Origin of the sequence: Xanthomonas sp. WCS2018Noco2-27 (genome assembly GCF_031843525.1) — a bacterium.
Classification (GTDB): domain Bacteria; phylum Pseudomonadota; class Gammaproteobacteria; order Xanthomonadales; family Xanthomonadaceae; genus Xanthomonas.
On record NZ_JAVTIK010000001.1, the window covers coordinates 386,800 to 405,905 of the forward strand.

Annotated in this window: 16 protein-coding genes, 1 tRNA gene, 1 other RNA gene and 1 pseudogene; 10 read left to right on the top strand and 9 right to left on the bottom strand. The window is 64.4% G+C overall.

The genetic code is table 11. The features are described from left to right. The first annotated feature begins 42 nt into the window (after positions 1-42). Both RQH86_RS01690 and hutC read left to right on the top strand, forming a co-directional pair. A complete protein-coding gene (locus RQH86_RS01690; protein ID WP_311238767.1) occupies positions 43-1,413 on the top strand; it encodes a formimidoylglutamate deiminase in 1,371 nt (456 codons plus the stop codon). A gap of 42 nt (positions 1,414-1,455) precedes the next feature. Next, positions 1,456-2,193, top strand: a complete 738-nt coding sequence (gene hutC / locus RQH86_RS01695; protein ID WP_055844604.1) for a histidine utilization repressor — start codon at positions 1,456-1,458, stop codon at positions 2,191-2,193. 515 nt (positions 2,194-2,708) lie between these two features. On the opposite strand, the gene RQH86_RS01700 is transcribed toward hutC, so the two are convergent. From RQH86_RS01700 to RQH86_RS01710, 3 genes are all read right to left on the bottom strand, one after another. Continuing rightward, entirely contained in the window at positions 2,709-3,716 is a 1,008-nt protein-coding gene (locus RQH86_RS01700) for a restriction endonuclease (RefSeq protein ID WP_311238768.1), read from the bottom strand. A gap of 503 nt (positions 3,717-4,219) precedes the next feature. Next, positions 4,220-4,780, bottom strand: coding sequence for a phasin family protein (locus RQH86_RS01705; RefSeq protein ID WP_311238769.1), 561 nt, complete (start codon positions 4,778-4,780; stop codon positions 4,220-4,222). A gap of 161 nt (positions 4,781-4,941) precedes the next feature. Continuing rightward, positions 4,942-5,217: a polyhydroxyalkanoic acid system family protein gene (locus RQH86_RS01710; protein WP_055844595.1), complete on the bottom strand. Its 276-nt coding sequence runs from the start codon at positions 5,215-5,217 to the stop codon at positions 4,942-4,944. A 263-nt stretch (positions 5,218-5,480) separates the two neighbouring features. Between RQH86_RS01710 and RQH86_RS01715 the strand changes: the two genes are divergently transcribed. Further along, the gene (locus tag RQH86_RS01715) at positions 5,481-6,290 is read left to right on the top strand and encodes an FHA domain-containing protein (protein ID WP_115560481.1); all 810 of its coding nucleotides are present in this window, start codon (positions 5,481-5,483) and stop codon (positions 6,288-6,290) included. Here RQH86_RS01715 and msrQ read toward each other — a convergent pair. Both msrQ and msrP read right to left on the bottom strand, forming a co-directional pair. Then, on the bottom strand, positions 6,232-6,888 hold the full coding sequence (gene msrQ, locus RQH86_RS01720) for a protein-methionine-sulfoxide reductase heme-binding subunit MsrQ (protein WP_311238770.1): 657 nt from the start codon (positions 6,886-6,888) through the stop codon (positions 6,232-6,234). The genes RQH86_RS01715 and msrQ overlap by 59 nt on opposite strands. Before the next feature lie 131 nt (positions 6,889-7,019). Further along, complete coding sequence (gene msrP / locus RQH86_RS01725; protein WP_055844587.1) at positions 7,020-7,988, bottom strand: protein-methionine-sulfoxide reductase catalytic subunit MsrP; 969 nt, start codon at positions 7,986-7,988, stop codon at positions 7,020-7,022. 176 nt (positions 7,989-8,164) lie between these two features. Between msrP and serC the strand changes: the two genes are divergently transcribed. The 3 genes and pseudogenes from serC to aroA form a co-directional block, all read left to right on the top strand. Next, a complete protein-coding gene (gene serC / locus RQH86_RS01730) occupies positions 8,165-9,250 on the top strand; it encodes a 3-phosphoserine/phosphohydroxythreonine transaminase (RefSeq protein WP_115553497.1) in 1,086 nt (361 codons plus the stop codon). A gap of 66 nt (positions 9,251-9,316) precedes the next feature. Further along, entirely contained in the window at positions 9,317-10,540 is a 1,224-nt protein-coding gene (gene pheA / locus RQH86_RS01735) for a prephenate dehydratase (protein ID WP_311238772.1), read from the top strand. 113 nt (positions 10,541-10,653) lie between these two features. After that, positions 10,654-11,937 (top strand): annotated as a pseudogene (gene aroA, locus RQH86_RS01740) (3-phosphoshikimate 1-carboxyvinyltransferase); the annotation flags it as partial. A gap of 23 nt (positions 11,938-11,960) precedes the next feature. Here aroA and RQH86_RS01745 read toward each other — a convergent pair. The 3 genes from RQH86_RS01745 to RQH86_RS01755 all read right to left on the bottom strand — a co-directional run bounded on the left by RQH86_RS01745 (position 11,961) and on the right by RQH86_RS01755 (position 13,587). Further along, positions 11,961-12,036: non-coding RNA, sX9 sRNA (locus RQH86_RS01745), on the bottom strand. 61 nt (positions 12,037-12,097) lie between these two features. Further along, positions 12,098-12,565: an energy transducer TonB gene (locus RQH86_RS01750; protein WP_311238777.1), complete on the bottom strand. Its 468-nt coding sequence runs from the start codon at positions 12,563-12,565 to the stop codon at positions 12,098-12,100. Positions 12,566-12,921: 356 nt separating this feature from the next. Further along, positions 12,922-13,587, bottom strand: a complete 666-nt coding sequence (locus RQH86_RS01755) for an energy transducer TonB (RefSeq protein WP_055844576.1) — start codon at positions 13,585-13,587, stop codon at positions 12,922-12,924. A gap of 111 nt (positions 13,588-13,698) precedes the next feature. Here RQH86_RS01755 and serS point away from each other — a divergent pair, with 111 nt between their 5' ends. Then, the gene (gene serS, locus RQH86_RS01760) at positions 13,699-14,979 is read left to right on the top strand and encodes a serine--tRNA ligase (protein ID WP_311238495.1); all 1,281 of its coding nucleotides are present in this window, start codon (positions 13,699-13,701) and stop codon (positions 14,977-14,979) included. A 443-nt stretch (positions 14,980-15,422) separates the two neighbouring features. Here the strand turns inward: serS and RQH86_RS01765 are convergent, their stop codons facing one another. After that, the gene (locus RQH86_RS01765; RefSeq protein WP_311238494.1) at positions 15,423-16,001 is read right to left on the bottom strand and encodes an NAD(P)H-dependent oxidoreductase; all 579 of its coding nucleotides are present in this window, start codon (positions 15,999-16,001) and stop codon (positions 15,423-15,425) included. A 100-nt stretch (positions 16,002-16,101) separates the two neighbouring features. Here RQH86_RS01765 and RQH86_RS01770 point away from each other — a divergent pair, with 100 nt between their 5' ends. From RQH86_RS01770 to RQH86_RS01780, 3 genes are all read left to right on the top strand, one after another. Continuing rightward, entirely contained in the window at positions 16,102-17,121 is a 1,020-nt protein-coding gene (locus tag RQH86_RS01770) for a LysR family transcriptional regulator (protein WP_115512009.1), read from the top strand. A 285-nt stretch (positions 17,122-17,406) separates the two neighbouring features. Further along, positions 17,407-17,496 (top strand) — tRNA-Ser (locus RQH86_RS01775). A gap of 83 nt (positions 17,497-17,579) precedes the next feature. Beyond that, a complete protein-coding gene (locus tag RQH86_RS01780; protein WP_311238493.1) occupies positions 17,580-19,052 on the top strand; it encodes a site-specific integrase in 1,473 nt (490 codons plus the stop codon). Positions 19,053-19,106: the final 54 nt, after the last annotated feature.

Sequence of the window (19,106 nt, forward strand, 5' to 3'; positions counted from 1 at the left end):
CTGATATGTATATACAATAGATTCGTCAATCGAGGGTGTCCAGTGGCAGATCAACCGGTACAAGCGTTGTGGGCAGCGCGGGCCCTGTTGCCGAGTGGCTGGGCGGGCGGTGTGCGGATCACGCTGGAGCAGGGGCGTATCGCCACGGTGCAGACCGATGCGGCCGCGGCCGCCACCGATACGCGTGCCGAGGTGCTGGTGCCTGGACTGGGCAACCTGCACAGCCATGCGTTTCAGCGCGGTATGGCCGGCCTGACCGAAGTGGGCGGACGCAGCGGCGACAGTTTCTGGAGCTGGCGCGAGCTGATGTACCGCTTTGTCGACCGGCTGGACCCGGACAGCCTGCAGGCAATCGCCGAGCAGGCGTATGTGGAAATGCTGGAGAGCGGCTTCACCCGCGTTGGCGAATTTCATTATCTGCACCACACCGTCAGCGGTGCGCCGTACGCGCATGCCGGTGAGATGTCCGAGCGCATCGCCGCTGCGGCCGCCAGTACCGGCATCGGGTTGACCTTGCTGCCGGTGTTCTACGCGCACTCGGATTTCGGCGGGGCTGCACCGAGCGCCGCGCAAAAGCGCCTGATCCACGACATCGACGGGTTTGCGCGCCTGCTCGAGGACTGCAGGCACAGTCTCAAGACGTTGCCGGATGCCGTGCTCGGGCTGGCACCGCACAGTTTGCGCGCAGTCACGCCGCAGCAACTGGCGGCGCTGGTGCCGCTCACCGATGGCCCGATCCACATCCATATCGCCGAGCAGCAGCGCGAAGTCGACGCCTGCCTGGCCTGGTCGGGCCAGCGTCCGGTGCAATGGTTGCTGGCAAACGCGCCGGTGGCGGCGCGCTGGTGTCTGGTGCACGCCACGCATGTGGATGCCAGCGAGCTGCGGGCGATTGCCGACAGTGGTGCGGTGGTCGGGTTGTGCCCGATCACCGAGGCCAATCTGGGCGACGGGCTGTTCCCGATGCAGGCATTCGCTGCGGCTGGCGGGCGCTTTGGCGTGGGTTCGGATTCGAACGTGCTGATCGATGCGGCCGAAGAACTGCGCCTGCTCGAATACGGCCAGCGGCTGCGCCTGCAGGCGCGCAATGTGCTGGCGCCTGCCGACGTTTCGAGCGGGCGCTGGTTGTACGAAAGGGCGGGCGACGGTGCGGCGCAGGCGCTGGGTGTCGCGCAGCACGGAATCCGGGTCGGCGCCGCAGCCGATCTGGTGGAACTGGACACCAGTCATCCGGCCTTGCTCGCACGCAGCGACAACGCAGTGCTCGACAGCTGGCTGTTTGCCGCACGCGCCACTGCGGTGCGGCACGTCTGGCGTGGCGGGCGCCATGTGGTGCGCGATGGGCAGCATGTCGATCGCGCCCGGATTGCCTCGCGTTTTGCCGGAGTCTTGCGAACAGTGCTCGGCAATTGAGCCGATGCGCGCACAATGCAGGTCTGACCGGAGACCGCAGCTTTGACCGCTACCCCCATCGCCGCGCCCGGTACCTTGCATCACCGCATCCGGCAGGATATCGAGCAACGGATTCATAGCGGCGACTGGCCGCCAGGCCATCGCATCCCGCCCGAACACGAGTTGATGACGCAGTACGGCTGCTCGCGTATGACCGTCAACAAAGTGCTCGGCCTGCTCGCCGATGCCGGCATGATCGAGCGCCGCCGCCGCACTGGCTCGTTCGTCGCCCGGCCGCATCCGCATCTGGAGCAGGTGGCGCTCTCGATCCCGGATATCGAAGTGGAAATGACCACGCGCGGTCATCTCTACACGTTTTCGCTGTTATCACGCAGGCTGCGCAACGTGCGCCAGCGCGTGCCGCAGGAGCGCGCGTTGGGCAGCACCGGCAAGCTGCTCGCGCTCGATAGCGTGCACCTGGCCGACGGCAGTCCGTTCGCGTTGGAGCAGCGCGTGATCGATGTGACCACCGTGCCCGATGCGTTGGCGCAGACGTTCACCGATGTGGCGCCCGGAAGCTGGCTATTGCGCAACGTGCCGTGGACGCGCGCCGAGCACCGCATCAGCGCGGTCAGCGTCGACGCAGCGCAAGCCAAGTGCCTGCAGGTCAACGAAGGTGCGGCGTGCTTGGTGATCGACCGCCACACCTGGCGTGGAGATCAACCAGTGACCTACGTTCGCCAGTTGTTTCTAGGCGGCTCGTACGATCTGGTGGCGCGGTTCGCGCCTGGAATGCGTTGAGCGCTGGCGCTGGAACGCTTGAGTTGGACGTTGGTAACGGTGCTGTTGCTGATGGTGGCGAGATCGATAGCGACGTGTAGCAGGCATGGTTATCAGCGCTGGTCAGCGGCTGTACCCACACCGCAGATCGGACGCGAAATACTGCGCGTCCTCTGCCGGGGGATCCGTGTATCGCACCATCGGGCTTCTGCAAGATCGTGACTGCGATGGCTGCACACAGTCGGCCGCTACATCTGTTTCAGGACACCGCAGACTTGCGGTTCATCGTGCGTACGACTGCTGTTTTGGCTTGATCGGCTTGTAGCGGATCGTGACTTCAAAGGCTGCAGGTAGTCAGCCGGCACATCTACGGCACGACATCGCGAGCTAGTAGCTGATCGTGCTTACGACTGCGCGAGTTTGCAGTTGGTCGTGAACACGAGTGTCGTCTCGACCCAGTCGAGCCCACAGCAAACCGCCGTGTTCAATCGCGCGACGCAATCCGCTCGTCGTCACCCACTATCAGGCGCAACGCATCAGATCGTGGTGCATTGCCGCCAGCGCACCGGCTCGTCCACACCCGGGCGGGGATTGAGCTGCACGCGGACTGTGCGCAGGTAGGGGTAGCGCTCAAGCTCGTTGCAGATCAATGGCCACGCCGCGTTGTCTTCCACAGTGCGATCCACCGCCAGCGTTGCCTGGGTGATCCAGATGCCACGCACCAAGCCCGGTGTTTGCGCCAAGGTTTTGGACACCTCGCGTCGATAGCCTTGCAGCGTTGCGTCGTCCGGCTCTGCCGTATTTGCCGACGGTGTTGTGGCGGCAGTCGGCGCTGCAGCTGGCGCCCGCTGCGACGCGCTCCCTGGCGAGGTGGCCACCGCTGGCGTGCTCGGTTCCGCAGCAGCACGTGCACGCGGAGCAGCAACGGTCTGCGCCGGTGCCGGTGCCGGCTCGGGCGGGCGCAACGCCAGCACCGCTAGCAGCGCCAGTGTGGCCAGTGCCGCGCCGGCAATGATGCTGTGGCGGATCGCCCGTCGCCGTGCCGTGTTGACCACGCCGGTTTCCACATCGCCGGGCAGATACGGCTTGAGCAAGGGCCATAGCCGCGTGCCATCCAGGACTTCGATGGACTGTTTTTCTGCGGCCGCCAAGCCTTCGCGCTCCATGCGGCCCTCGGTCACCATCATGCCGCCGCCCGCACCGGCCAGCCGCGCCATCGCCCCCAACTCGTTGACCGCCGCCACGCCGATGCGATAGCCACGGCCATGCTTGCAGGCCACCAGGCGGGTGCCTTGATCGGTCTGCATCATGAAGTCGGCGGTGGGCAGGCCGTCCTGCGGCAGCTGGGTCGGTTGCCAGCCGCGCTGGTCCTGCAGAACCCGCAGCACCACGGCGGAAAAATCGCGCCAATGCATGGCCGCGAGGGCGCGTATGCCAGCGTCGGTTTCGTTGGCGCGGCGTCGCACCAGCCAGAAGTAAGCGGACACCGCAAGCCAGAGCAGCAGTGCAGCCAGGAGCGCCAAGATCCAGGAAGGCATAAGCATCAAGCGAAGGTATGGCGCGTATAACGAATCGGTACGCCTAGAAGAATCCTTCGCGCAGGTTTCGTCAATGGATCGCAGGCGGGGATGTCGCGAGGCGTGACCCAGACAACGAAAGACCCGCCAGTCCGAAGCCGTGAGGGGAGGGGAGCAAACGGACTTCGTGGTACAGGACTGGCGGGTCCATCCCGATTGTCTGAAAAATAATGTTGCTTTGCAACATGGGGCCTGGGTGTGGCGATTGACCAACCAATCGCGTGCAAGCGTGTCTAACGTCGTCGAACTGACACTGCTTGCACAACATCGTGTGCAATGGGGCAGCCCGTTTTGGAGCCCATCAACGTCCGCCCCAAGAATGCGTGAAGACGTCTCAGTGGTGCTAACGGCCCACAGACGGTCCACATCTGAAGGTCTGCACGGGCAACCCACGTGCAGACCCGATTGCGACCGGGATACATCCGCCGCTGGAACGCGTCAGATTTCGCTACCACCTGCGGCGGTGGGGCTTATTCCCCGTCGAACGCAGCAGGATTGCCGGTCGCTGACGTGTGACCTGTCGATGCGCCTGGACCGCCCGCGTCGCTGCTGGCGGCTTGCGCTGCCTGGTTGGCGGTGCGGTTGGCCCGCTTGGTGGCGGCGGTGTTGGCCCGTACCTGCGCCTTCAACGATTCGACTTCGCGACGCAGGTTTTCCAGTTCGTCCTGCTCGGGAATGTTGAGCGTGCGCAGCACGCCTTTGACGCGGTCGTCGAACGCCTTGCCCAGCTTGTCCCAGCCGCGCACGGCGGTATCGCGGGCCTGCTCGAACTGGGTTTCCACTTCCTCGCGCAGCTCGTCCACGCTGTCGGCGGCCTTGCGCTGCCCGGTGCGCTCATAGGCGGCGCCTTCGCGCACCAGCGAGTCGAACAACTTGCCGCCTTCGCTCTGCACACGGCCCAATGCGCCGAGTCCGGCTAGCCACACGGTCTGCGCCGACTCGCCAAGCCGCCGCGAAATCTGCTCTGCCTGGGCCTGGAAGCCCGACGCGCTGGTGTCGCGGTTACCGTTCTGATCGTATCCGGTCGTCATGCGATGCTCCTGTCGATTGCCAAAGTGACGTTGCGTTCACCCTAGTGCCGGCCCTGCATCGGGCAGGTGAAGCGTTGCCCGACCGGCCTGGCCCAAGCATCCGCCCATCGCGTGCGGGGCGGGTGACTTGGCGCTGAAGCAGCAACCGCAACCGCGCTCGCTCAGGCGAGCTTTTCGGAGAGCAGGCGACGGATTTCCGATTCCACCATCGGCTGCACGGCCGACAGCAGGAAGCCAAGCTCGGCCGTCACATGCACCTGCTGCGGCAGCAGCGCGATTGCGCCATCCACGCCGGCGCGGGAGATGCGCAAGGTGTCGCCTTCCCAGTGCGAGGCAACTCCGTAGCGATCGGTCAGCTTGCGCGCCGCCTCGTCGATCGCCGCGCGGGCCTGTGCCGGCGGCAGGGAATGGTCGTGGCGGATATCGATGCTGGACATGAGCTGCCTGGGTAAGACGATAAGGAGTCGCGCATTGTGCGCATGCGCGCGCCTGGCTCCAAGTGCGGCGGTGCGCAACGAAGCCGCACTGGCGACCAGAGCGACTGCACGGCGAGGCGCGGTGAGCGGCGATGCCTGCACCTCGAACGCTTGGGCATGGGCGCTCTACAACCACGGCATCGACTGCGCAGCGTGCTGGCATCCAACGCATGAGGCCGCGGTTGTTGGCCGCTGGCGCGAGCAAACCTGTTAGGCTGCGGCGGGTGCGCGACCTGCAAGTTCATTTCACTCACCGGCAGCAGCCGGACCATTCCCTCAAGCCCGGCGTCCACCGGATCGTCCGTCATGCCTCCGGCAGCGTGCGGGTGGTGGCTGACGCCCAGGGGGCGCTGCTGTTGGCGCAGTTCTGCCTGGATCAGCGCGGGCTGTGGTTGCAGGTGGCCAACGGCATCCGCGGTATCCACGTCAACGGGCGCCCGGTGCGTCGCATGGCGTTGCTGCGCCCCGGCGATGCGATCTATGCCGACGGCGTGGAGATGCTGTTGCGCAGTGCGCCCTCCAGCGCACCGGCCAACGATGTGCCGGAAGACGATGCCGGCCTGAGCGAAGTCTGCTTGCTATTGCGTGGGCTGGGCGGCCGCCACCACGGGCGCAGCTTCACCCTTGACCGCTCGCGCCTGGTCGGCAGCGACCCGGCGTCGGACATCGTCATCGACGACCCTGCCTTTGCCGCGCAGCACGCGCGCCTGGAGCGTCACGGCGACCGTGTGCTGATTCGCGATCTGGGTTCGGAAGAGGGCAGCTGGATCAACGGCGTGCAAGTGCGCGATGGCTGGCTGCAGGCCGGCGACCAGGTCGTGTTCGATGCCCGCCACCGCTTCGTAGTGGAAGTGCCGCGCATCCATCACGGCACCACCTGGGACATTCCCGATTCCGAACCGCCGCTGCCACCGCGTGCCATCAGCGAGCCGGTACGCGCGCCAATGAAGGTGGCGCGTTGGCCGTGGTTGCTGCTCAGCGCGGTGTTGCTGGCGGCGGCGCTGAGCGCGTTGCTGTGGTTTGGCGCGCGCTGAGTTTCTTCCAGATCCGCCAGCCCAGCAGGACTGCGAGGATGCCGGCATACAGCGCCGGCTCGCGGATATCGGACTTCACCAGCCACCAGAAGTGCAGCACGGCCAGCACGCCGATTGGATAGATCAGCTGATGCAGGCGGCCCCAGTTGCGCTTGAGCCGACGCATCCAGCCCTGGGTCGAGGTGATCGCCAGCGGCAGCAACAGCAGCCACGCCGCAAAGCCCACGGTGATGTAGGGGCGCTTGAGAATCTCTTCGAAGATTTGCGTCCAGAAGCCGCGCAGGTCCAGGCTCAGGTACACCGTCAGGTGCACGCTGGCGTAGAAAAAGGCGTACAGCCCCAGCATGCGGCGGAAGCGGATCAGCACGGCCTGGCCGGTGAGCTGGCGTAGCGGCGTGATCGCCAGCGTAATCAACAGAAAGCGCAGCGCCCACAACCCTGTGCGGTGCTCGATCTCGGCCACCGGGTCGGCGCCCAGCGCATCGCTGCCGGTCTGCCACACCTGCCAGAACTGCCAGGCCAGCAAGGCGATCGGCGTCAGTGCGGCGGCATGCACCGCCACCTTGGCGGCAATCAGGGAAGCAGAGGTCTTGGCCATGCGATCTCAAAGAGGGAAGCGATGCCGCGCGGGCATTAACATGCATCGTAGGAGCGCACCCGGGCGCGATGGGCTTTGCTGGTCATGCCCGTCGCGCCCGGGTGCGCTCCTACGCGGGGGACATCACTACCTTAGAACCACTTCTTCAGGTCCATGCCCGCATACAGCGATGCCACCTGATCGGCATAGCCGTTGAATGGCTTGGTCGCAATACGTTCCGCAAACAACTTGCTTGCAGTACCGGCGATGCGGCGCTCGGTCTTCTGGCTCCAGCGCGGGTGGTCCACCGCCGGGTTGACGTTGGAAAAGAAGCCGTATTCCGACGGCTGCAGATCGTGCCAGGCGGTCTCGGGCATCTTCTCGACGAAGCGAATTTCCACAATCGACTTGATGCTCTTGAAGCCGTACTTCCACGGCACCACCAGGCGCAACGGCGCGCCGTTCTGTTGCGGCAACGGCTTGCCGTACAGGCCGGTGGCCAGCAAGGTCAGCGGATGCATCGCTTCATCAATGCGCAAGCCTTCGCGATAAGGCCAGTCGATCGAGCGATAGCGCACGCCTGGCATCTGCTGCGGGTCGGCCAGGGTGGTGAAGGACACGTACTTGGCTTTGGAGGTCGGCGCAAAACGCTTGAGTACCTCGCCCAATGGCACGCCAGTCCACGGGATCACCATCGACCAGCCTTCCACGCAGCGCAGCCGGTAAATGCGCTCTTCCGGCGTGATGCCCTTGAGCACTTCGTCCAGCGACAGGCTGCCGGGTTTTTCGCATTCGCCGCTCACCTTCACCGACCACGGCGACAGCTTGAGCGTCTTGGCGGCCTTCGATGGATCGGTCTTGTCGGTGCCGAACTCATAGAAATTGTTGTAGCTGGTGACGTCTTCCAGCTTGGTCAATTCCTCGGTGGTGCGGAAGCCGCTACGCGCCTGCGCCGGCGTCACCACCGTCTTGGGCGGTGGCGGCGGGTCGGCCTCGGCGCACCCGGCAATGCCCAGTGCCGGGGTCAGCGCAAACAGCTGCAGCAGCCGGCGTCGGTCGCGGTAGACGGACTCATCGGTGATCTCGCTGGACGGCAGTTTGAAAGCATCGCGAAACGACATGGCAGGCTCCGGCAGTTGCTGCAGCGTGAGAGTAGCCCACCGGGGCGGAAGTTCGTCCCGTGGCAGTTACCACGTTACGTGATGCTCAGCCAAAAGGATGCAGCTGCAACTTCTTTGCCCGCTGCCAAGCCCGATGCGCTGCGGCATACTAGAAGGCTAGCTCGACAAGGTGTGCCATGACACGCGCGTTCAATTTCAGTGCCGGCCCTGCGACATTGCCGGAATCGGTCCTGCGGCAGGCGCAGGCGGAGATGGTCGAGTGGAACGGCGTTGGCGCCTCGATCGTGGAAATCAGCCACCGCAGCGCTGATTTCATGGCGGTAGCGGCCGCGGCCGAAGCTGATCTGCGCAGTTTGTTGTCGATTCCCGACGACTACGCGGTGCTGTTTACCGCCGGTGGCGCCACCACCATCCAGGCACTGTTGCCGTTGAATTTCGCCGCGCCCGGGCAGGCCGCCGATTATGTGATCACCGGGCACTGGGGCAAGACCGCGATCAAGCAGGCGGCGCCGTACGTGGATGCGCGCATTGCTGCAGACGCGCAGGCAGATGGGTTTGTCGACATCCCGCCGGTGGCCAGCTGGACCTTGTCGCCGCACTCGGCCTACGTGCACATCACCGCCAACGAGACTATCCACGGCGTGGAGTTTCGCGACACGCCGGATGTCGGTACCTTGCCGCTGTTCGCCGATTTCAGCTCGTCGATTGCGTCCGAGCCGCTGGACATTTCGCGCTACGGGCTGATCTACGCCGGTGCGCAAAAGAATCTGGGCCCGGTCGGCATTTCGGTGCTGATCGTGCGCCGCGATCTGCTGGAGCGCGCCGGCCAATCGCGTGCGGACATCTTCAACTACGCCTCGCATGCCGCGCGCGATTCGATGCTCAACACCCCGCCGACCTGGAACTGGTACCTGCTCGGGCTCACCGTGAAGTGGATGCTGGAGCAGGGCGGCGTGGAAGAGTTCGCACGTCGCAATGCCGAGAAAGCTGCGTTGGTGTACGGCGTCATCGATGGTTCGGGCGGCTTCTATCGCAACCTGATCAAGCCGGCGGTGCGCTCGCGGATGAACATCCCGTTCTTTCTGCCGAATGAGCAGCTGGACGCGTTGTTCGTTAGCGAATCCAAGGCCGCCGGTCTGTTGGCACTGAAGGGGCACAAAGCCGTGGGCGGCATCCGCGCCTCGCTTTACAACGCCATGCCGGTGGCCGGCGCGCAAGCGCTGGTGGCTTTCATGCACGATTTTCAGCAGCGTCACGGCTGAGTTCCAACTTCGACCGCGGCGTAGGCCGCGCAGGCGCTTGCGCCGTTTCTCAAGGAATGCCCAGCGATGGCTCCCAAGTCCAATAAACCCACTGCTGCCAAGGGCAGCAAGACCAAAGCAGCGAGCACGTCTGCGGAAACATCGGCCACCAAACCGGTCGCCAAGCCCGCGACCAAACCGGACAAAGCCATCGGCAAGCCGGCCGCTGCCGCACCGGTGCTGGCCGATGTGCGCGCCAAGATCGACGCGATCGACCGCAACATCCAGGAATTGATCGCCGAGCGCGCCAACTTTGCCCATCAGGTCGGCAAGGCCAAGGGCAAGCTCGCCGCAGCGGTGGATTACTACCGCCCCGAGCGCGAAGCACAGGTGCTGCGCATGGTGGTGGACCGCAACGAAGGCCCGCTCAGCGATGAAGTGCTGGTGCACGTGTATCGCGAAATCATGTCGGCGTGTCTGGCCCAGCAGGAGCCGTTGAAGATCGGTTACCTCGGCCCGGAAGGCACTTTCAGCCAGCAAGCCGTGCTCAAGCATTTCGGTCGCTCGGCAGTGGGCTTGCCGATGGCGACCATCGAAGAAGTGTTCCAGGAAGTGGAAGCAGGCAACGCCGATTTCGGCGTGGTGCCGGTAGAGAATTCGGGGCAGGGCACCATCCAGGTCACGCTGGATATGTTTCTGACTTCCAACCTGAAAATCTGCGGCGAAGTCGAGCTGCGCGTGCATCAGTATCTGCTCTCGCGCAACGGGCGGCTGGAAGACATCGAGCGCATCTATGCGCATTCGCAATCCTTCGCACAGACCGCCGGTTGGCTGCGCTCGCACCTGCCCAAGGTCGAGAAGCTTGCGGTGTCCAGCAATGCCGAAGGCGCGCGGCGCGCACGCAATGCCGAAGATGCTGCAGCGATCGGTGGCGAGAGTGCGGCGCATGTGTATGGCTTGAAGAAAGTCATCATGAAGTCGATCGAAGACGACGACGACAACACCACGCGCTTTTTGGTGATTGGCCGGCAGATCTTCCCGTCGTCCGGGCACGACCGCACGTCGGTGCTGGTGTTCATCCACGACAAACCGGGCGCGCTATTCTATGTGCTCAGCCCGTTCGCGCGGCACGGCATCAGCATGAATCGCATCGAGTCGCGACCCTCGCACCAGGCCAAGTGGGAATACGGATTCTTCATCGATCTGGTCGGCCATGTGGAAGACGAGGCGATGAAGCAGGCACTGGCCGAGCTGGAAGCGCATTCGGCGCAGATCAAGGTGCTGGGCTCGTATCCGGTCGCGATTCCCTAAGCGCTCGATCACCTGCCCAACTGGCGCGCCGCCGCTCTGGCGATGACGGCGCTGCCATCTCTATACCAAGCGCATCGCCTGCATGGCGGCGGCGCAGCAATCGGATCATTCGCATGAGCAGCAGCACGCAATACTGGATCGCGCAGCAGGGCAGCGCATTGCGCGGTACGTTGGCCATTCCCGGCGACAAGTCGGTGTCGCATCGTGCGGTGATGTTTGCCGCACTGGCCGATGGCATCTCGCAGATCGACGGGTTTCTCGAAGGCGAAGACACGCGCTCCACCGCAGCCATTTTCGCCACGCTGGGCGTGCGGATCGAAACGCCGTCGGCATCGCAGCGCATCGTGCATGGCGTCGGCGTGGACGGCTTGCAGCCGCCCACCGAGGCGCTGGATTGCGGCAACGCCGGCACCGGGATGCGCCTGCTCGCCGGCCTGCTGGCCGCGCAGCGCTTCGACAGTGTGCTGGTCGGCGATGCGTCGTTGTCCAAGCGGCCGATGCGGCGCGTGACCGGCCCGTTGGCGCAGATGGGCGCGAAGATCGAGACGCAGGACGATGGCACGCCGCCCTTGCACGTGCACGGCGGTCAGGCATTGCACGGCATCGACTTTGTGTCGCCGGTCGCCAGTGCGCAGGTCAAGTCGGCGGTGCTGCTGGCAGGCCTGTATGCGCAAGGCGAGACCTCGGTGATCGAGCCGCATCCCACGCGCGACTACACCGAGCGCATGTTGTCTGCGTTTGGCGTGGAGATCGCGTTCTCGCCGGGCAAGGCGCGCTTGCGCGGCGGCCAGCGGCTGCGTGCGACCGACATTGCAGTGCCTGCGGATTTTTCGTCGGCAGCGTTTTTCATCGTGGCTGCCAGCATCGTTCCCGACTCGGAGGTCGTGCTGCGCGCGGTGGGCTTGAACCCACGTCGTACCGGGCTGCTGGCTGCGCTGCGCTTGATGGGCGCGGACATCACCGAGGAAAACCATGCCGAACACGGCGGTGAACCGGTGGCCGATCTGCGCGTGCGCTATGCGCCGTTACACGGTGCGCAGATCCCCGAAACGCTGGTGCCGGACATGATCGACGAGTTCCCGGCCTTGTTCGTTGCCGCCGCGGCTGCAAACGGCAAGACCGTCGTTACCGGCGCGGCCGAACTGCGGGTCAAAGAGTCGGATCGCCTGGCCGCCATGGCCACCGGCCTGCGCACGCTCGGCGTGCAGGTCGATGAAACCCCGGATGGCGCCACGATTCATGGCGGCGCGATTGGCAGTGGCGTGATCGAAAGCCATGGCGATCACCGCATTGCGATGGCGTTCGCCATTGCCGGCCAGCGTTCGACCGGCACCGTGCAGGTGAACGACATCGCCAACGTCGCCACGTCGTTCCCGGATTTCGACACCCTGGCGCAGGGCGCCGGTTTTGCGCTTAGCGCGGCAAACAAAACGTAGTAAGCAGTTGTCAGCTTGGTGTGGACGGCGCGGAGGAACCGCAGTGGACGAACGGCGCATGCCGCACCGAGCACCGGCCGCGCCCGTCTGGCGGTGAGCACCGTCGTTTTGTTCGCTGCTCTTAGCGCTCTGGGCTGAACTCGACCGGCACCTGCACGCTGCTGACCACCGCGTGGCCGTCGCGCGTGGCCGGTTCGAAGCGCCACTGGCGCAGGCTGTCGGTCACCGCTGCGTCCAGACGCGGGTCGTTGCTGCCACTGCGGTCGACGATGGTTACCTGGCGCACCTCACCCTGCATGTCGAGCTGCAGGCGGGCAGTGCGGCTGCCCTGAATGCCGGCGCGTGCAATCGCTGCCGGGTAGCTGGGCATCGCGTTGCCCGGCAGCGGCTTCGCATCCACGCTGCTGACCGCCGCGCGCACCGGCTGATGCGGAATCATGGTCATCGCGCGTGGGCCATCGGTGCTGGGCAGAATTTGCCGGCTGGTGACAGGCGCGGGGCGAGTATCGGTGGCGAACGATTCGTCGGCATGGCGGGCCCACCACCACGTAGGGACGACCACCAACAAGGCAATCAGCGTCGCCCACAGCCAAGGCGAGGCGCCGTCATGCTCCACGTCCTGCCCGCGTCCGGACGCTGCAGCGGTGCGGCGAGACAGCGACGGCGTGTGGTGTGAAGAGGGATTCGAGATGAAGGACATGGCCGGCCTCCTGGCGCATCTTTGGGATGACGCGATCAGTCTGGTCGGCGCTGCCTGAGGCGCAGCTAAGGCGGGAGTCTGCCAGGCGGTCATCGCGCTGCAGGTGTTCAGCTTTGCGACGACGACAGCGCTGTTGCGCTGCCGCCGGTTGCGCAAGCAGTGCCATGCATTCCCTTACATCGCAATCAATTGCACGTGCCTGCGGTTGCGTGCGCCTGGGTCGTCATCCAGCGCGTTAGCCGCGCTTACTGCGCGGGCTTGAACTCGAAGGGGATATCCAGGTTGCCGGCCACCGGCTGGCCGTTTTGCTGCGCCGGGTGAAAGCGCCAATGGCGTACCGCCTCCATTGCTGCGCGGTCCAGATCGCGCGAGCCGCTGCGCTGGACCAGGGTCACACCGCCGGGATTGCCGGCCGCGTCCACATCCACACGCACCACTACATCGCCGGCATCGCCACGGCGCAGTGCTGCCGACGGATAGCGCGGTGGCGGCATCTGGCCCTGCATGGGGACCGGGCGGTTGCCGCCCGCCACAGGCGCGTTGGAGGGCGCTGCAGTACCGGGCGCACCGGGCGCGGCGTTTTCCGGCAACGGAGCCGGCGCGGGTGGGGCCGGTGGTGCGGTCTCCACCAGGGTTGGCGTTTCTTCCGGCGGCTTGGCCTGCGGCATGTCGCTGGCGCCGTCCTGGGCGGGCAGCGGCGCTGGCAGCGGTTGAATGGTGTCGTCTGCGGCCGGCGTGCCGGCCGTCGGCTGTGCCGGGGAGGCTTTGTAAAAGTCGTCCTTGCGGCCAGTTGCCCACACCAGCAGGAACAGCAGCAGACCGGCGCCGAAGGCGATACCGGCAATTTTCAGGGTGTGGCGGGGCAGACGCAGGACGATCTGGCGATCGGACGCAGGGCGGGGCGCGGGCATAGGGCTCACCTGAAGGATCACGGTAATTCTGGCATAGCCCCGGTGAATCGATCGCAGCAGATGGCGGAACAGGCGATAATCTTGTGCTTCCTACCGACACACAGACTTCCGATGCTAGATCCGGCCCTGCTTCGCCAACATCCCGCCGACCTTGCCGAGCGCCTGCGCAGCACGCGCAGTTTCTCCCTGGACACTGCGGAACTGGAGTCGCTGGAGAGCGAGCGTAAGCGGATTCAGGTGCGCACGCAGGAATTGCAGAGCATGCGCAATTCCAAGTCCAAGGCGATCGGGCAGGCCAAGGCCAAGGGTGAAGATGTCGCCGTGCTGATGGCTGAAGTGGCCGGTTTCGGCGATGAGCTCAAGGCCTCGGAAGAGGCGCTGGACGTGATCCGCGGCAAGCTCGAAACCATCGCGCTCGGGCTGCCCAATCTGCCGGCCGACGATGTGCCGCTGGGCAAGGACGAGAGTGAAAATGTCGAGCAGTCGCGATGGGGCACGCCGCGCAGTTTCGATTTTGCGGTCAAGGACCATGTGGAACTCGGTGCGCCGCACGGCTGGCTGGATGGCGAAACTGCCGCCAAGTTGTCGGGCGCCCGTTTCACCGTGCTACGCGGGCCGATCGCGCGCCTGCATCGCGCGCTGGCGCAGTTCATGCTCGACCTGCATGTTGGCGTGCACGGCTACGAAGAAACCAATGTGCCGCTGCTGGTCAATGCCGAGTCGATGCGCGGCACTGGGCAGTTGCCGAAGTTCGAAGACGATTTGTTCCAGACCGAAGTGGGCGAATCGCGCCGCTATCTGATCCCGACCTCCGAAGTGCCGCTCACCAATATCGTGCGCGACGAAATCGTCGATGCCGAGCGACTGCCGCTGCGCATGACTGCCCATTCGATGTGCTTCCGTGCCGAAGCCGGCAGCGGCGGGCGCGATACACGCGGCATGATCCGCCAGCATCAGTTCGAAAAAGTGGAACTGGTCACTGCCTGCGCGCCGGAAGACAGCGATGCCGAGCATCAGCGCATGACGCGCTGCGCTGAGGTGGTGCTGGAACAACTCGGCCTGCCGTACCGCAAGGTGCTGTTGTGCACCGGAGATATGGGTTTTTCTGCGATCAAGACCTACGATCTGGAAGTCTGGCTGCCGTCGCAGGACACCTATCGTGAAATTTCGTCCTGCTCCAATTGCGGCGATTTCCAGGCCCGCCGCATGCAGGCGCGCTGGCGCAACCCGACCAGCGGCAAGCCGGAGCTGCTGCACACGCTCAACGGATCCGGCACCGCGGTTGGCCGCGCGATGATCGCGGTGATGGAGAACTACCAGAACGCCGATGGCTCGATCGACGTGCCGCAGGTGCTACGCCCGTACATGGGCGGGCTGGAACGCATCGGCTGAAACGCCTGCATTGGGCTTGTAGCGGTCGGCGTCGATCGAAAAATATACGTCGGTGTCGCATGGTGTTGGGCACCAGCGCTGCGCTCTCAGGCGGAGTCTGGTTTCTTGACCCTGCCGCGCGGGTAGCACGTCATGTCGCCGCCACAGGCAATTCATAAGCACAAAAAACGGGACCAGCGATGGTCCCGTTTTTTTATGCAGGCGGCACTATTCCCACAAGCAGCCCGCACCGGCTAAGGCGCACAGCGCGCGCCGCGTGCACGGGAGCAATGCCAGCACGGTGCGCGCCACGCACGCCATCACCGCCCATTAGCAGGATGACACTCAGCGTGACGTGCGGTGCTGGAAGATGTGTCACAACAGATCCGATGTTTTATCGGGAATCGGCTATTACCAATCCCCACTTCCAACTACCTAATCTTAGCCGCACAAGGGCTGGGCGCTCAGGCTGCAGCTTCTGCCGGTTGCTGCAACTCGGCCAGCGCCTGCGCAAGCGCATTGCTGCGATGCTCTGGCGAATACGCCACGCCTTCGGCGCGGACGAAGGTGATGTCGTCGATGCCCAGAAAACCGAACAACTGGCGCAGATACGGCTCCTGAAAATCGTTGGTCGGGTCGGCATAGATGCCGCCGCGTGCGCTGGCGATGATGATGCGCTTGCCGCCAGCCAGTCCTTCCGGCCCCGTTGCGGTGTAGCGGAAGGTGCGCCCGGCAACCGCAATGCGGTCGATCCACGCCTTGAGCGTGGAGGGGATCGCGAAGTTGTACATCGGTGCGCCGATCACGATGACGTCGGCCTCCAGAAACTGCTGCATCGCCTGTTCGGCTGCCGCAGCCTCGGCTGGGTCGGCCTGTGCCAGCGACTGCCCGGTCAGGTGCGGAAGCGGCTCCAGGTCCAGATCGCGATAGGTCACCTGCAGCTGCGGGTGCAGCAGGCGCTGCTGGGCGACGGCGGCGGCACTGAGTTCGCGGCTGATGGAGTTGGCGCCCAGGGCGCTGGAATCGAGATGGAGCAGCTTCATGGCGAAGACCTATGGCAAGCGGCAACGCCGCGGAGGGGCGCAGATTAGGTCGTTGCTCTGTTGGGATAAAGGTGGTTAAATATCACTTATCGTTCTATCCATGGATACCTGCGCCATGCACGACCTGAATGACCTGTACTACTTTGCGATGGTGGTGGACCACGGCGGCTTCGCTGCTGCCGAGCGTGCGCTGGGGATTCCCAAGTCGCGCCTGAGCCGCCGTATCAGCCAACTCGAAACCGACCTGGGCGTGCGCTTGCTGCAACGCTCTACGCGACGCTTCGCCGTCACTGACGTCGGTACCAGCGTGCACCGGCACGCCCAGACCATGCTGGCCGAGGCCCAGGCCGCGCGCGAGGTGGTGGATCGTCTCAGTGCGGAGCCACGCGGTCTTGTACGTGTGAGCGTTCCTGTCTCGCTCGCGCAAATTCAATTGCCCAAGCTGCTACCTGAATTTCTGGCCAAGTACCCCAAGGTGCGGTTGCAGCTCAACATCAGCAACCGCCGCGTCGACGTCATCAACGAGGGTTACGACATCGCGCTACGCGTGCGTTCGCGCCTGGATGACGACGGCAGCCTGGTGATGCGCAGCTTCGGCCAGGTGCAGGAATTGCTGGTCGCCAGTCCCAAGTATCTGGACCGCGCCGGCCGCCCGAAAGACCCGAGCGAGCTGGCCAACCACACCACCATGAGCACCAGCGAAGACGAAGCGCACCAGCGCTGGGAGCTGCACGGCCCCAACGGCGAAATGCGCCGCGTGGACCTGCAGCCGCGGCTGGCCGGTTTCGATTTCCCGCTGCTGCAATCGATGGCGCGCGACGGCTTCGGCATCACCATGCTGCCGGAAACCGTCTGCGCCGAAGCAGTGCGCAGCGGCGAACTGGAAGTGGTGCTGCCGCACTGGTCGCTGCCACAGGGCATCTGCCATGCCGTGTTCGCCTCGCGCCGCGGCCTGCTGCCGGCGGTGCGCGTGTTCATCGACTTCCTGGCCGAACACCTGCCGCAGGAAATCGAACGCTCGCGCCTGGATTGCGGCGGCAATTGCGCCGAACTGGCGGAAAAGCTCAAGCGTGCAGCAGGCACTGCCAGCGCACCGCGCCTGGTGGCTGAAGCAGGCTGAGCGACGCACTGCTGATTGCGTCGGTGCCCCTCACTGGCGAGTCGGTACCTTTCGCTGCGTAGGGGGAGCTCACAGGTTGACGCGCCGCCCGGCAAGCCGGGCGCGTAAGGCTAGCGATGGCGCTTAGCAAAGCACGCCCGGGCATGCGAGAATGCGCGCCCGGGAGCGATCCTGGGATTGGCAGAACCGCACTCGATGACCGTGCGGCCCTGTCGGGCGCCACCCGCGCAATGCGGATCGCCCACGTGACAACCGAGACTTTCGGCGATCACGCGCAGCAGCATCGGAGAGATGGCCGAGCGGTTTAAGGCACCGGTCTTGAAAACCGGCGAAGGGTCAAACCTTCCGTGGGTTCGAATCCCACTCTCTCCGCCAGTCACGTCTAAGTTATTGATTTTAATCACTAATTTTTTAGGCGAATTGATTGGAGGCAGGAAGCATGCAGAGGAAAAACTCGCATGCGCATCCCTCATCATTTGAGCCGGTCGTCCACCGGCCGCTGGTCGTTCGTCCAACGTGTGCCCGTCGATTTGCAAACCGTGATGGGCTGCCGGCTTATCAAACGCACCTTGCAAACTAAGGACTTGCCGCAGGCTCACGTGCGTGCGGTCGTGCTGGGAGCGGGCTATGCTCGGCTCTTCGCACAGTTGAAGGATCAACGCGTGACCAAGCTCAGCAAGTCGGACGCGGATCTGCTCATTGCGCGTCTGACGAGCGCAGAAAATCTTCAGGACCTGACGCTCAACCGCACCCGCCAGCCGGATGGGACGGTGACGGAGCAGTGGCAGATCGACAGTCCGAAGGACCTGAAGCTGTATCGGCAGCTGATGGAGTTGGAAGCGATGGCCGGCGCTGCCTTGCAGGCTCGGGCCCGCCCGGGTGCCGTGCCGACCATGTTCGGCTCCGCCCCGCACCCCAGCTCAGTAAAGCAGGCTTCTACACCGGCCATCGAAACAATGACGCTGGGCAAAGCCCGTGACGCATTCCTGGCGACGCTCAAGGGCTCGACGTTGCCCAAGACCTACACGATCAAGAAGACGGCCATCGAGGCGTTGGTGGCGTTCCTGGGGCCGATGATGAAGGTCCATGCCATCACCCGGTCAGACTTGGCGCGTTGGTATCAGGACATGCGGGAAAAAGGTGCATCTACGCCGACGCTCACGAATAAGCAATCCTATATCGGCGGCAAGGGCGGGTTCTTCGAATGGGCCATGGCGTCAGGCCATTACCCGCGAGGCGACAACCCCGCCAGTGGCCACGTGAGCTACTCACAGCGCGAGAAGCGGGCCCGGAAGAAGTTGGGTTTCAAAGCGTATGACCGTGCACAGATCCAGGCCCTGTTCGCGCCAGAGGCGCTTGCTAAGCTGTCCGAGTCGGCCCGCTGGGCATCAATGATCGGGCTTTACACGGGAGCCCGGGCGTCGGAGGTTGGTCAACTCCTCATCAAGGACGTGTTCGAGGAAGACGGCATCCCATGCATCCGGATTTCGGACGAGGGAGAGCATCAGAAAGTGAAAACGGAGGTCAGCATCCGCACCGTGCCCCTCCACCCCGAACTGCTGAGGATAGGATTTCTGAGGTGGGTCGAGGGGAAGCGCAAGGCAGGTGAGACGAGGCTGTTCCCGGCGGCCAAGGCCACGGCGGTGAACGGGCAAGGCAACTGGATCACCAAGGCCTTCAGCCGGCATCTTGCTGAAGTTGGCAAGGGCTGGGCGCCGGCAAAGCGTGGCTTCCACTCGCTCCGGAAAACATTTATTCAAGAGCTCCAGGGCGCCGGGGTCGTGTCGGAACTTCGCGCGCAGATCGTTGGTCATGAGCTCGATGACGAGCATCATTCGACCTATAGTCGTGATTTCACAGCCGTGGAGAAGCTCAGCGGACTCGGTGCGCATTCGCCGGGTTTAACTTCCCTTGCCTGGGGATTGCAATGATTTCGTCCTGGGCATTTTGTCTAATACATGTAGTGGTCATTAAAAATGGAAGTG

What these genes read in the sequence shown, in the direction of transcription:
- RQH86_RS01700 (WP_311238768.1), bottom strand. Translation starts at nt 3,716, where the DNA reads ATGCTTATGCCTTCCTGGATCTTGGCGCTCCTGGCTGCACTGCTGCTC.
- RQH86_RS01705 (WP_311238769.1), bottom strand. Translation starts at nt 4,780, where the DNA reads ATGACGACCGGATACGATCAGAACGGTAACCGCGACACCAGCGCGTCG.
- RQH86_RS01710 (WP_055844595.1), bottom strand. Translation starts at nt 5,217, where the DNA reads ATGTCCAGCATCGATATCCGCCACGACCATTCCCTGCCGCCGGCACAG.
- msrQ (WP_311238770.1), bottom strand. Translation starts at nt 6,888, where the DNA reads ATGGCCAAGACCTCTGCTTCCCTGATTGCCGCCAAGGTGGCGGTGCAT.
- msrP (WP_055844587.1), bottom strand. Translation starts at nt 7,988, where the DNA reads ATGTCGTTTCGCGATGCTTTCAAACTGCCGTCCAGCGAGATCACCGAT.
- serC (WP_115553497.1), top strand. Translation starts at nt 8,165, where the DNA reads ATGACACGCGCGTTCAATTTCAGTGCCGGCCCTGCGACATTGCCGGAA.
- pheA (WP_311238772.1), top strand. Translation starts at nt 9,317, where the DNA reads ATGGCTCCCAAGTCCAATAAACCCACTGCTGCCAAGGGCAGCAAGACC.
- RQH86_RS01755 (WP_055844576.1), bottom strand. Translation starts at nt 13,587, where the DNA reads ATGCCCGCGCCCCGCCCTGCGTCCGATCGCCAGATCGTCCTGCGTCTG.
- serS (WP_311238495.1), top strand. Translation starts at nt 13,699, where the DNA reads ATGCTAGATCCGGCCCTGCTTCGCCAACATCCCGCCGACCTTGCCGAG.
- RQH86_RS01765 (WP_311238494.1), bottom strand. Translation starts at nt 16,001, where the DNA reads ATGAAGCTGCTCCATCTCGATTCCAGCGCCCTGGGCGCCAACTCCATC.
- RQH86_RS01770 (WP_115512009.1), top strand. Translation starts at nt 16,102, where the DNA reads ATGGATACCTGCGCCATGCACGACCTGAATGACCTGTACTACTTTGCG.
- RQH86_RS01780 (WP_311238493.1), top strand. Translation starts at nt 17,580, where the DNA reads ATGCGCATCCCTCATCATTTGAGCCGGTCGTCCACCGGCCGCTGGTCG.